Source organism: Mycobacterium sp., assembly GCF_965229265.1.
Taxonomy (GTDB): domain Bacteria; phylum Actinomycetota; class Actinomycetes; order Mycobacteriales; family Mycobacteriaceae; genus Mycobacterium.
In genome coordinates, this window is the sequence record NZ_CBDDIY010000010.1 from 732699 (window position 1) to 745484 (window position 12786).

General features: G+C 72.5%; 6 protein-coding genes. 5 read left to right on the top strand and 1 reads right to left on the bottom strand.

Annotated elements, in window-relative coordinates:
* The first annotated feature begins 263 nt into the window (after nucleotides 1-263).
* On the top strand, nucleotides 264-7286 hold the full coding sequence (locus tag ADBZ9K_RS05615) for a YncE family protein (protein ID WP_526619039.1): 7023 nt from the start codon (nucleotides 264-266) through the stop codon (nucleotides 7284-7286).
* 199 nt (nucleotides 7287-7485) lie between these two features.
* Here the strand turns inward: ADBZ9K_RS05615 and ADBZ9K_RS05620 are convergent, their stop codons facing one another.
* Complete coding sequence (locus ADBZ9K_RS05620) at nucleotides 7486-8103, bottom strand: DJ-1/PfpI family protein (RefSeq protein ID WP_526619041.1); 618 nt, start codon at nucleotides 8101-8103, stop codon at nucleotides 7486-7488.
* A 61-nt stretch (nucleotides 8104-8164) separates the two neighbouring features.
* Between ADBZ9K_RS05620 and ADBZ9K_RS05625 the strand changes: the two genes are divergently transcribed.
* Genes ADBZ9K_RS05625 through ADBZ9K_RS05640 form a run of 4 tightly spaced genes read left to right on the top strand, consistent with a single transcriptional unit; the run spans nucleotide 8165 to nucleotide 12737 of the window.
* Nucleotides 8165-9502 (top strand): aminotransferase-like domain-containing protein, encoded by a 1338-nt coding sequence (locus ADBZ9K_RS05625; RefSeq protein WP_526619043.1) that lies wholly within the window; start codon nucleotides 8165-8167, stop codon nucleotides 9500-9502.
* Nucleotides 9503-9531: 29 nt separating this feature from the next.
* Entirely contained in the window at nucleotides 9532-10650 is a 1119-nt protein-coding gene (gene cobG, locus ADBZ9K_RS05630; RefSeq protein WP_526619044.1) for a precorrin-3B synthase, read from the top strand.
* 9 nt (nucleotides 10651-10659) lie between these two features.
* On the top strand, nucleotides 10660-11286 hold the full coding sequence (locus ADBZ9K_RS05635) for a precorrin-8X methylmutase (RefSeq protein WP_526619045.1): 627 nt from the start codon (nucleotides 10660-10662) through the stop codon (nucleotides 11284-11286).
* A complete protein-coding gene (locus ADBZ9K_RS05640; protein ID WP_526619046.1) occupies nucleotides 11283-12737 on the top strand; it encodes a precorrin-2 C(20)-methyltransferase in 1455 nt (484 codons plus the stop codon). The genes ADBZ9K_RS05635 and ADBZ9K_RS05640 overlap by 4 nt, the downstream gene beginning before the upstream one ends.
* Nucleotides 12738-12786: the final 49 nt, after the last annotated feature.

Here is a 12786-nt window from a genome sequence, read left to right on the forward strand (position 1 = left end):
CACGGGGCGCAGGTTCAGGTCGGGCCTCCGCGCAGCGCCACCGTGATTCGTCGGCGTCGAGTTCGTCGCGGACTGCCTCCGCACCCGGTCCCGATGGCGCGCCGGCCGAGGCGTCGGTGGCGGTCGAGGAGCACGCCGGTGTGGGGGGCTCGGGGTCGGTGCCGACCGCGACTGATCTAGTGACGCCAGGATCGGAGTCTGCGGCTGCCGTGTCGAATCCGCCGGTGGCCAAAGCGGTGCCGGCGGCGGCGCGCTCGCGAGCGGTGGCTTCACCACGTGCCGTGCCCCCGGTGTTGGCATGGTTGGGGTTGGCCGGTCAGGCCAGCGGTGGGCCAGACGGGCCATCGACGGCACCGTATCTATGGGCGGCGGCCGGTGCAGCACGCCGGGAGTGGGATTCCGCCGTCGCCAGCAGGTCGGGGACGGCGGCAGTCGCAATCCCGCAGTGGAGTGTGGGTGGGGTGTTGTTGGTCGGTGACGGCACCGCCGCCCATCCCGATGGCGGGTTGTTGATCGGTAACGGCTACTCGTACACGTCCAGCACCTGCACCGCGGGTAGTTCTTGCACAGGCGGGAACGGCGGCCTTTTTGGCAACGGCGGCAACGGGTTCAACGGCGGGAACGGTGGCGCAGCCGGCTGGTTCGGTGATGGCGGTGACGGCGGGGCGGGGATCAACGGCGGTGCCGGCGGCGCCGGCGGGCGCGGCGGACTGCTCGCCGGCAACGGCGGCAACGGCGGAGCCGGTGCGTCCGCCGTGACTGCCGGGGCCACAGGTGGTGCGGGCGGTAGCGGCGGTCATGCCGGACTGCTGTCGGTGTTCGGCAAGGGTGGCGCCGGTGGCGATGGCGGTACCGGCGGGGCGGGCACCCCCGGCAACGACGGCGAAAGTTCTGGCGCAGCAGGCACAAAGGGCACTGCCGGCGGGTCCGGCGGAGCCGGTGGAGCCGGCGGTTGGGGCAGTGTGCTGATCGGCCGGGGTGGGGCCGGCGGCCAAGGCGGCGCCGGTGGAGCCGGTGGAGCCGGCGGAGCCGGGGCCGACGGGGCAGGCGGAGTGACCGGGGTCAACAACGGTGCCGGCGCCAGCGGCGGGGCCGGTGGCGACGGTGGCGCCGGGGGCGCGGGTGGGGCCGGTGGCGATGCCGGTAGCGGCCGAATTCTGTTCCTGCTGACCAGCACCGGAGCCAACGGTGTCGGTGGCGCCGGAGCAGCCGGCGGCAATTCCGGTTCGGGAGGCAGCGGAGGCGACGGCGCTGACGGGGATGTCGAGACTCGCACCGGTGGCGGCGGCGGCAACGGCGGAGCAGCCGGCAACGCGGGCCAGGGTGGAACCGGAGGTGCCGGCGGAACCGGACCCAACGGCAGCAGCGGCGCCGCCGGCGCGGCTGGGACCAAGGGAACCACCGGGGTCGGCGGAGACGGCGGAGACGGCGGAGACGGCTGGAATGCCGACGCCGTACACGGCTTTGACGGAGGCGCCGGCGGCGCTGGCGGGAACGCGGTCGGCGGCGGTGACGCGGGTGCCGGCGGGAACGGCGGAAACGGCGCCAACGCGGGACAGCCCGGCTACAGCGGTGGACGCGGCGGGGCCGGCGGGGCCGGCGGCGCCGCGAGCACCGGCGGGGCCAATGGCTCAGGTGGCAACGGCGGAAACGGTGCCGACGGCGCGGATGGCGCGGACGCGACCACCCCGGGGGCGGCCGGCGGGGCTGGTGGCAACGGCGGTAACGCCGGTGCCGGCGGCGCAGCTGGTGGCGGCACCGGCACCGCGGCCACCGCCGGTAAGGCCGGCAGCGGCGGGCACGGCGCCAACGGCGGAAAGGGCGCAAACGGCGCCGACGCCACTACACCAGGAGCGACTGGCTCAACCGGCGGGGCTGGTGGAGCAGGCGGTGCCGGCGGCAAAGCTGGGGCTGGCGGCACCAATGGCGCTGGTGGCAACGGCGGGGCCGGCGGCACCGGCGGTGCGGGTGGCGTAGGCACTGATAACAGCACCAATTCCGGTGTCGCTGGTGGCACGGGCGGTCAGGGTGGAACCGGCGGGACGGGCGGTAACGCTGGAGCCGCCGGAAGCGGAACCGGCGCAGCCGGCACCGCAGGCCATTCCGGCGATGGCGGAACCGGCGGTGTCGGCGGCAACGGCGGGGCCGCGGGCCAAGGGCTCACGGGTGGGATCGGCGCCATTGGTGGTAGCGGTGCCACGGGTGGCAATGGCGGACAAGGCGGTACCGGTGGCGCCGCCGGCAGCGGCAGTGGCGGGGTTCAGGGTGCCGGCGGCACCGGTGGTAACGGCGGGGTCGGCGGGGTCGGTGGCACCGGCGGTCAAGGTGTCGACAACAGCGCCAACCCCGGCGTGCCCGGCGGACAAGGCGGCCAAGGCGGCACCGGCGGGACGGGCGGCAACGCCGGGCTCGGCGGCGCCGGCTCGACAACCGGTAGCGATGGTCATTCCGGTAGTGGTGGAACCGGCGGTGTCGGCGGCAACGGCGGGGCCGCCGGCCAAGGCCTCACGGGTGGGATCGGTGCCATTGGTGGCAGCGGTGCCACGGGTGGCAATGGCGGTCAAGGCGGTATCGGTGGCGCCGCCGGCAGCGGCATCGGCGGTAGTCAGGGTGGCGGCGGCGCTGGTGGTAACGGCGGAACCGGCGGGGTCGGTGGGACCGGCGGTGCGGGTGTCGATAACAGCGCCAACCCCGGCGCGCCCGGCGGACAAGGCGGCCAAGGCGGCACCGGCGGGACCGGCGGCAACGCCGGACTCGGCGGCGCCGGCTCGACAACCGGTAGCGATGGTCATTCCGGTAGTGGTGGAACCGGCGGTGTCGGCGGTGCTGGTGGCAACGCCGGAGCAGGCGCCACCGGTGGGATCGGCGCCATTGGTGGCAGCGGTGCCACCGGCGGCAACGGCGGTCAAGGCGGAACCGGCGGCGCCGCCGGCAACGGTGGCGGCGGTAGTCAGGGTGCCGGCGGGGCCGGTGGTAACGGCGGGGTCGGCGGCACCGGTGGGACCGGCGGTGCGGGTGTCGATAACAGCGCCAACCCCGGCGTGCCCGGCGGACAAGGCGGACAAGGCGGCACCGGCGGACAAGGCGGCAACGCCGGACTCGGCGGCGCCGGCTCGACAACCGGCACCACCGGCCATGCCGGAACAGGCGGAACCGGCGGTATCGGCGGCAACGGCGGCAACGCCGGAGCGGGCGCCACCGGTGGGATCGGTGCCATTGGTGGCACCGGTGCCACGGGTGGCAATGGCGGACAAGGCGGTATCGGTGGCGCCGCCGGCAACGGCATCGGCGGGGTTCAAGGTGCCGGCGGCGCTGGCGGTAACGGCGGGGTCGGCGGAACCGGCGGCACCGGCGGTGTAGGTGCCGACAACAGCGCCAACCCCGGCGTGCCCGGCGGCCAAGGCGGCCAAGGCGGCACCGGCGGCACCGGCGGCAACGCCGGAACCGGCGGCGCCGGCTCGACAACCGGTAGCAATGGTCATGCCGGCAACGGCGGAACCGGCGGCACCGGCGGCAACGGCGGCAACGCCGGAGCAGGCGCCGCCGGAGGAATCGGCGCCATTGGTGGCACCGGTGCCACCGGTGGCAACGGCGGGCAAGGCGGAACCGGCGGCGCCGCCGGCAACGGTGGCGGCGGTAGTCAGGGTGCCGGCGGCGCCGGTGGTAACGGCGGGGTCGGCGGGGTCGGTGGGACCGGCGGCCAGGGTGCCGATAACAGCGCCAACCCCGGCGTTGCCGGCGGCCAGGGCGGCCAAGGCGGCACCGGCGGCCAAGGCGGCAACGCCGGAACCGGCGGCGCCGGCTCGACAACCGGTAGCAATGGTCATTCCGGCAACGGCGGAACCGGCGGTGTTGGCGGCAACGGCGGCAACGCCGGAGCAGGCGCCACCGGTGGGATCGGCGCCATCGGCGGTAGCGGTGCCACCGGCGGCAAAGGCGGTCAAGGCGGAACCGGCGGCGCCGCCGGCAACGGTGGCGGCGGTAGTCAGGGTGCCGGCGGCACCGGTGGTAACGGCGGGGTCGGCGGGGTCGGTGGCACCGGCGGCCAGGGTGTCGACAACAGCGCCAACCCCGGCGTGCCCGGCGGACAAGGCGGCCAAGGCGGCACCGGCGGGACGGGCGGCAACGCCGGAACCGGCGGCGCCGGCTCGACAACCGGTAGCGATGGTCATTCCGGTAGTGGTGGAACCGGCGGTGTCGGCGGCAACGGCGGGGCCGCGGGCCAAGGCCTCACGGGTGGGATCGGCGCCATTGGTGGTAGCGGTGCCACCGGCGGCAATGGCGGCCAAGGCGGAACCGGTGGCGCCGCCGGCAACGGTGGCGGCGGCACCCAAGGTGCCGGCGGGGCTGGCGGTAACGGCGGCACCGGTGGCACCGGCGGCCAGGGTGCCGACAACAGCGCCAACCCCGGCGTCCCCGGCGGCCAAGGCGGCCAAGGCGGCACCGGCGGGACCGGCGGCAACGCCGGAACCGGCGGACAAGGCTCGACAACCGGTAGCAATGGTCATGCCGGCAACGGCGGAACCGGCGGTGTCGGCGGCAACGGCGGGGCCGCCGGCCAAGGCCTCACCGGAGGAATCGGCGCCATCGGCGGTAGCGGTGCCACCGGCGGCAATGGCGGCCAAGGCGGAACCGGCGGCGCCGCCGGCAACGGTGGCGGCGGCACCCAAGGTGCCGGCGGGGCCGGTGGTAACGGCGGCACCGGCGGGGTCGGCGGCACCGGCGGCCAGGGTGCCGACAACAGCGCCAACCCCGGCGTCCCCGGCGGCCAAGGCGGCCAAGGCGGCACCGGCGGGACCGGCGGCAACGCCGGAACCGGCGGACAAGGCTCGACAACCGGTAGCAATGGTCATTCCGGCAACGGCGGAACCGGCGGTGCTGGCGGTGCTGGCGGGGCCGCGGGCCAAGGCCTCACCGGAGGAATCGGTGCCATCGGCGGTAGCGGTGCCACCGGCGGCAATGGCGGCCAAGGCGGAACCGGCGGCGCCGCCGGCAACGGTGGCGGCGGCACCCAAGGTGCCGGCGGCGCCGGTGGTAACGGCGGCACCGGCGGGGTCGGCGGCACCGGCGGCCAGGGTGCCGACAACAGCGCCAACCCCGGCGTCCCCGGCGGCCAAGGCGGCCAAGGCGGCACCGGCGGCCAAGGCGGCAACGCCGGAACCGGCGGCGCCGGCTCGACAACCGGTAGCAATGGTCATTCCGGCAACGGCGGAACCGGCGGTGCTGGCGGTGCTGGCGGGGCCGCGGGCCAAGGCCTCACGGGTGGGATCGGCGCCATTGGTGGTAGCGGTGCCACCGGTGGCAATGGCGGCCAAGGCGGAACCGGCGGCGCCGCCGGCAACGGTGGCGGCGGCACCCAAGGTGCCGGCGGCGCCGGTGGTAACGGCGGGGTCGGCGGGGTCGGTGGGACCGGCGGCCAGGGTGCCGATAACAGCGCCAACCCCGGCGTTGCCGGCGGCCAGGGCGGCCAAGGCGGCACCGGCGGCCAAGGCGGCAACGCCGGAACCGGCGGCGCCGGCTCGACAACCGGTAGCAATGGTCATTCCGGCAACGGCGGAACCGGCGGTGTTGGCGGCAACGGCGGCAACGCCGGAGCAGGCGCCACCGGAGGAATCGGCGCCATCGGCGGTAGCGGTGCCACCGGCGGCAATGGCGGTCAAGGCGGAACCGGCGGCGCCGCCGGCAACGGTGGCGGCGGTAGTCAGGGTGCCGGCGGCGCTGGCGGTAACGGCGGGGTCGGCGGGGTCGGTGGCACCGGCGGCCAGGGTGCCAACAACAGCGCCAACCCCGGCGTTGCCGGCGGGCAAGGCGGCCAAGGCGGCACCGGCGGCCAAGGCGGCAACGCCGGAACCGGCGGCGCCGGCTCGACAACCGGTAGCAATGGTCATTCCGGCAACGGCGGAACCGGCGGCACCGGCGGTGCTGGCGGCCACGGCGGCAACGACCTGACCGGCGGGATCGGCGCGAACGGTGGTGAAGGCGGCCACGGCGGCTTTGGCGGTACGCCCGGCACCGGCACCGGCGGACTCCAAGGTGCGACCGGTAACGGTGGCAACGGCGGCCAAGGCGGCGACGCCACCTCCGCCACGTCAAGCCCCGCCACCGGCGGTACCGGCGGAAACGGCGGCACAGGCAGCCAAGGTGGAAACGGGGGCAACGGCGGCAAGGCAATCAACACCTCGACCACGGGAACGGCCACCGGCGGTAACGGCGGCCAAGGCGGTACCAGCACAGCCGCTAACACCGATGGGGGCGACGGCGGCAATGGCGGAGATGCCCGCGCCAATTCCCTGATTCTCGCAACAGGCGGTCAAGGTGGCGCCGGCGGAAACGGAATCGGTCCCAATTCGCAAGGACAACCCGGCTCCAACGGCGCCGCGTCGACGACCGCCGTCATCATCGCGCTGCCAGCAGGATCTGCCCCCCAAGGGATCGCAATGAGTCCCGACGGGGCAACCCTCTACGTGGCTGACCCTGGCATAGCGCGCTTTTCACGCATTAATACAAGCGACAACTCTGTCAATACTGCCGTTTTGTACGGCAGTGTTGTGATTCCCTACTCGATAGCAGCTGGGCTCACCCACATCGCAGCGTCATGCAGAGCCCCCGGCGGTGCATGCGGCGTACTCACGTGGACAAACGGTGCCTCCTTACAGGGTTGGTACCTTCCCGCTGGAGACATCGCAGGCGGGGCCGCGCTGAGTCCCGACGAAACTGTCGGTTACGCCAGCACCGTCGACGGCAATTTTCTAACTGTCTGGTCAACCAACGATGACGTCGCGAATTATGCGCTGGCTGGCGGCCCAGCGGGCATGGCGCTGAACAAAGACGGGTCCAGTCTCTACATCGCTTTATCCACAGCCGGCGCGGTGGCCGTTATGGCCACCAACGCCCCTGGGACTTTCGCGAACATCTCCGGGGCAGGCACTGAGCCATTTGCTGTTGCCGTCAATCCGGTGGCTGGAAGCAACAGGCTCTACGTCGTCGACCGGGCCGGCGGCGCGGTCCGGGTATTTGACACCACTGACAATAGCCAGGTGGGTGGGGCTATCGCGGTTGGCAGTTCTCCGGTCGCCGTGGTCGTTAGCTCAGATGGAACGAAAGTCTATGTCGCCAATAACGGTGATAACACGGTGTCGAAGATCGACTTCACCGACCCTGCCAACCCTGTCGTGAGCACTATCGCTACAGGCAGCAAACCGTACGGCGTGGCTCTCAGCAGCGACGGCACTCACCTGTACGTGGCCAATCAAGGAGACGACACCGTATGGGTAGTGAACGTCTGATACCGTTGCTGCACAGCATGTTCCGGTCGGGCTAGCCACTCGCCTCGCGAAGCGGACTGAGCGCAACGCCAACTTGCGGCGCCCGGGACATCCCGGTCGACGTGCACGGGCAGCCGAGCCGGGTCGTAGCAGGCGACGCGTCGGGCTACTCCCCTGCCGTGGCACCCAATGTCGTTGCTGCACAGCCGGCTGGGGTCGGTTAGACCGCGGTCACCGCGGCGGTCAGATACGGCGTGATGGCGGCCATCGCCGTTGCGACGTAGGCCTGTTTCTCGCCGACCGGCGCGAAGTAGTGCAGGACGTCTTCGGCGGCCTGCACACCGCGCAGCCGGGCGATCATCCAGCCGGCCAGATAGGCCGACGACAGGCATCCGCCCGCGGTGGCCACGTTGCCCTTGGCGAACAGCGGCTGGTCGAGCACGTCGACGCCCGCGGCCTGCACCCACGGCTTGGTGGTCAGATCGGTGCACGCGGGAACGCCGTCGAGTAACCCGAGGGTGGCCAGAACCAGGGTGCCCGAGCACTGCGCACCGAGCAGTTGGCGCGACGGCTCCAGCCGCAGGCTGGCCATCAGATCCTGGTCGGCAACGACCTCTCTGGTGCGCGCGCCGCTGCCCACGATCACCGCATCGGCCGCGGCGGCCTCGTCCAGGCCGATGTGGGAGTCGATCACCAGCCCGTTCATCGAGTGAATCCGCTTGTCGGGACTGGCAATCGAGACCCGCCAATCCACGTCGCGGATGCGGTTGAGCACGCCGAAGGCGATGAGCGAGTCGAGCTCGTTGAAGCCGTCGAAGGTGAGGATCGCGATGTGCATGCGGCGACCGTACGGAGCCAATGCAGAACAATCAAAGAATTGTCATGGATACAATCTCGGGATGGGGCGCGCACGCTATCGCCGGGTCGTCGACGCGCTGGCCGCCGACATCCGCACCGGCCGGCTGGCGCCTGGAACCCGGCTACCCACGCACCGCGAACTGGCCACCCGCGAGGGCCTGGCCCTGGCAACGGCGTCGCGCGTCTACGCCGAGCTGGCGGCGTTGGGGTTGGTCAGCGGGGAAACCGGCCGGGGGACATTCGTGCGGGCCCTGACGGTGCCGCCGACGCACGGTATCGACCAGCCCGCCATCGCCGCCGACGTCGTCGACATGAACTTCAACAGCCCCGCGTTGGCCGAGCAGGCAGACCTGCTACGAACGGCGTTGCGGGACTTGGCTGCCCGCGGTGACGTCGCCGCGTTGCTGCGCTACCAGCCGCATGCGGGCCAGCCCCACGAACGCTCGGTGGTCGCCGAGCACCTGCGAGACCGTGGCCTGCGTGTCGACCCGGAACACGTCCTGATCGTCAGCGGCGCCCAGCATGGGCTGGCGGTCGCTGTGCTGGGCGCGCTCAAGCCCGGCGACGTGGTGGCCGTCGACGCGTTGACCTATCCGGGATTCAAGGTGCTCGCCGAGGCGCAGCTCCTGGAGCTGGTCCCCCTGCCCGCGGCCGCTGACGGCGCCGATCTCGATGCGCTGGAACGACTGTGCACCTCCGAATCGGTGCGGGCCATCTACACGATGCCCACCATGCACAACCCGCTGAGCTGGATCAGCCCGCCGGAGTGGCGCGAACGACTGGTCGACATCGCCCGCCGGCACGGTCTGCTCGTCATCGAAGACGCCGCCTACGCCTTCCTGGCCGAAAACCCGCCACCACCGCTGGCGGCCCTGCTACCGGAGTCGACGGTCTACGTCTCCGGGCTGTCGAAGAGCGTCGCCACCGGCCTGCGCTTCGGATTCCTCAGCGCACCAGCTGATCTCGTCGCCCCGATCGAGCGGGCCATCCGAGCGACCACCTGGAACACTCCCCCAATGGTGACCGCGATCGCCACGGCCTGGCTCGAGGACGGCACCGTCGCCCGCCTCGAAGCCGCCAAACGCAGCGACGCGCGGCACCGAAACGCCATCGCCCGCGACGCCCTGGCCGGTCACGAGTTGGTCGGCCACCCGTCGTCCTACATGCTGTGGCTCCCGCTGCCGCCCGACGTCCGCCCCGACCGCGTGGTCGCCGACCTGCTGGAGCACCGCATCGCGGCCACCACCGCCGAACCGTTCGCCACCACCGGGCATACCCCGCGGGCGCTGCGGTTGGCGCTGGGTTCGGTCGAGGTCAACCGGCTCGGCGGCGCCCTGCGGACGGTTGCGGAGGTCGTCGACGACCACACCTACCGATGAGGCCGCGCTCCCGCCCGTACCGTGGACGGGTGCCCAGAATGCGCGACGACGACGCCTGCCCCGGTGCCCTGCAGGTACACCAGGCCGCCGACGGCGCACTGGCCCGGTTGCGACTACCGGCCGGGATGATCAGCGCGGCCCAGCTGGCGACGCTGGCTCAGGCGGCGACCGAGTTCGGCAACGGCACTATCGAACTGACCGTGCGCGGCAACCTGCAGCTGCGCGGTGTCCGCGACGCGGCCCCCGTTGCCGAAGCGGCGGCCGCTGCCGGCCTGCTGCCCTCGCCGACCCACGAGCGGGTGCGCAATATCGTCGCTTCGCCGCTGTCGGGGCGTGCCGGCGGCCTGGCCGACGTACGGCCCTGGGTTCGTGAACTCGACACCGCGATCCAGGCCACCCCGGAGCTGGCCGGACTGCCCGGACGATTCCTGTTCGGCATCGACGACGGCCGCGGCGACATCTCGGGCCTGGCCGCCGATGTCGGGGTGCACGTGCTGCCCGACGGCGTGGCACTGCTGGTGGCCGGCCGCGACACCGGCATCCGGCTCGAGCCGGCCGACGTGGTCGAGACGCTGATCGCGGTGGCCCGCCGGTTCGTGCAGGTGCGTGGAAAGGCTTGGCGGGTAGCCGAATTGGATGACCCGGCAGCACTGGTGTCGGATTGGCATGCCACCGCGCCAGCCGGGGCCAGCTGGCTACCGCTGCTGCGACCGCCGGTCGGCTGGATAGGCCAGGACGACAGCCGGGTGGCGTTGGGCGCGGGTGTTCGGCTGGGGGTGCTGCAGGCCAGACAGGCCGAGTTCGTCGCCGCGATCGACGCACCGGTGGTCATTACGCCCTGGCGATCGTTGCTGGTGTTCGACCTGGCCGAGGGCGTGGCCGACACCGCGCTTCGGGTGCTGGCCCCGCTGGGGCTGGTGTTCGACGAGTCCTCGCCGTGGCTGGCGGTGAGTTCCTGCGTGGGCAGTCCCGGCTGCGCGAAATCGCTGGCCGACGTGCGGGCCGAGGCCAGCCGGGTGGCGCGGGAGGATGCGGTCGACGGGCACGTCCACTACGTGGGATGCGAGCGGGCGTGCGGCAGCCAGCCGGACGGCCGGGTGATGGTGGCGACCGGAGACGGATTCCAGGCGCTGACCCGCGGGTCGTAGGGTGATCGGGTGCTCGACTACATTCGCGACGCCGCCGAGATCTACCGGCAGTCGTTCGCGACGATTCGCGCCGAGGCCGATCTGAGCCCGTTTCCCGACGATGTGGCGCGGGTCGTGGTCCGGCTGATCCACACGTGCGGACAGGTCGACCTCACCCAGCACGTGGGCTTCACCCCGGGGGTCGTCGCCGCGACCCATGCCGCGCTGGCTGCCGGGGCACCCATTCTGTGCGACTCGTCGATGGTGGCGGCGGGCATTACCGCTGCCCGGCTGCCCGCGGGCAACGAAGTGGTGTCACTGGTCGCCGATCCGCGCGCCCCGGAGTTGGCCACGCGACGGGCGACGACCCGCTCGGCCGCGGGGGTCGAGTTATGGGCCGACCGGTTGGACGGAGCGGTGCTGGCGATCGGCAACGCTCCGACGGCCCTGTTCCGACTGCTGGAGTTGATCGACGAGGGCGTGCCCGCGCCGGTGTCGGTGCTCGGCGGCCCGGTGGGCTTCGTCGGCTCCGCGCAGTCCAAGGACGAGCTGATCGAGCGGCCGCGCGGGATGGAGTACCTGGTGGTGCGGGGCCGCCGCGGCGGCAGCGCGATGGCGGCGGCCGCGGTCAATGCGATTGCGAGTGAGCGCGAATGAGCGGAACCCTGTTCGGCGTGGGCCTCGGCCCCGGCGATCCGGAACTGGTGACGGTCAAGGCCGCGCGGATCATCGGCGCGGCCGACGTGGTGGCCTACCACAGCGCGCGACACGGGCGCAGCATCGCGCGGGGCATCGCCGAGCCGTATCTGCGGGCCGGCCAGATCGAGGAGCACCTGGTCTATCCGGTGACGACCGAGACCACCGAGCATCCCGGCGGCTACGCCGGTGCGATGCAGGACTTCTACCGGGAGGCGGCCGCCCGGATCGCCGCGCACTTGAACGCCGGACGCGACGTCGCGCTATTGGCCGAGGGCGATCCGCTGTTCTACAGCTCCTATATGCACATGCACACCCGGCTGACCGAGCGCTTCAAGGCAGTGATCATTCCGGGGGTCACGTCGGTGAGCGCGGCGTCGGCGGCCATCGCTACCCCCCTGGTGACCGGTGACGAGGTGCTGTCGGTGCTGCCGGGCACCATGCCGGTGCGCGAGCTGGCCCGCCGGCTGGCCGACGCCGACGCCGCGGTGGTGATGAAGTTGGGCCGCACGTATCCGCAAGTCCGGGAAGCACTTTCGATGGCGGGCCGGCTGGGCGAGGCGTTCTACGTCGAGCGAGCGAGCACCGACGCGCAACGGGTGCTGCCCGCCGCCGAGGTCGACATCGACACGGTGCCCTACTTCTCGATTGCGGTTGTCCCCGGCGGCCGGGTGGCCAGGCCGGTGACCAGTGGCGTCGCGGTGGTGGGCCTGGGCCCCGGCGATGTGGACTGGATGACCCCGCAGAGCCGCCAGGAGCTGGCGGCTGCCACCGATCTGATCGGCTACGGACCCTACCTGGACCGAATTCCATTGCGCGCCGGCCAGGTGCGTCACCCCAGTGACAACACCGACGAGCCGGCCCGCGCGCGACTGGCCTGTGAGCTGGCCGAACAGGGCCGGGCCGTCGCGGTGGTCTCTTCCGGGGATCCGGGGGTGTTCGCGATGGCCACCGCCGTGCTCGAAGAAGCCAAACAATGGCCCGATGTCGCGGTCCGGGTGATCCCGGCGATGACGGCCGCTCAGGCCGTGGCCAGCCGGGTGGGAGCGCCGCTAGGGCACGACTATGCGGTGATCTCGCTATCCGACCGGCTCAAGCCTTGGGAGATCATTGCCGCGCGGCTGTCGGCGGCGGCCGCCGCCGATCTGGTGCTGGCGATCTACAACCCGGCGTCCAAGAGCCGGACCTGGCAGGTCGGGGCCATGCGTGACCTGCTGCTCGAGCACCGCGAGCCCGGTACCCCGGTGGTCATCGGCCGCGACGTGGCCGGGCCGGCCGAATCGGTGCGGGTGGTGCGGCTGGCCGATCTCGACCCGGCCGACGTCGACATGCGATGCCTGCTGATCGTCGGCTCGTCGCAGACCCAGTGGCAGGGCGACACGGTGTTCACCCCGCGGCGTTATCCGTCCTGAGTCCGACCCAGCGCGATCTGCCTGGCGACACCACGTTCGCCGCAATCGG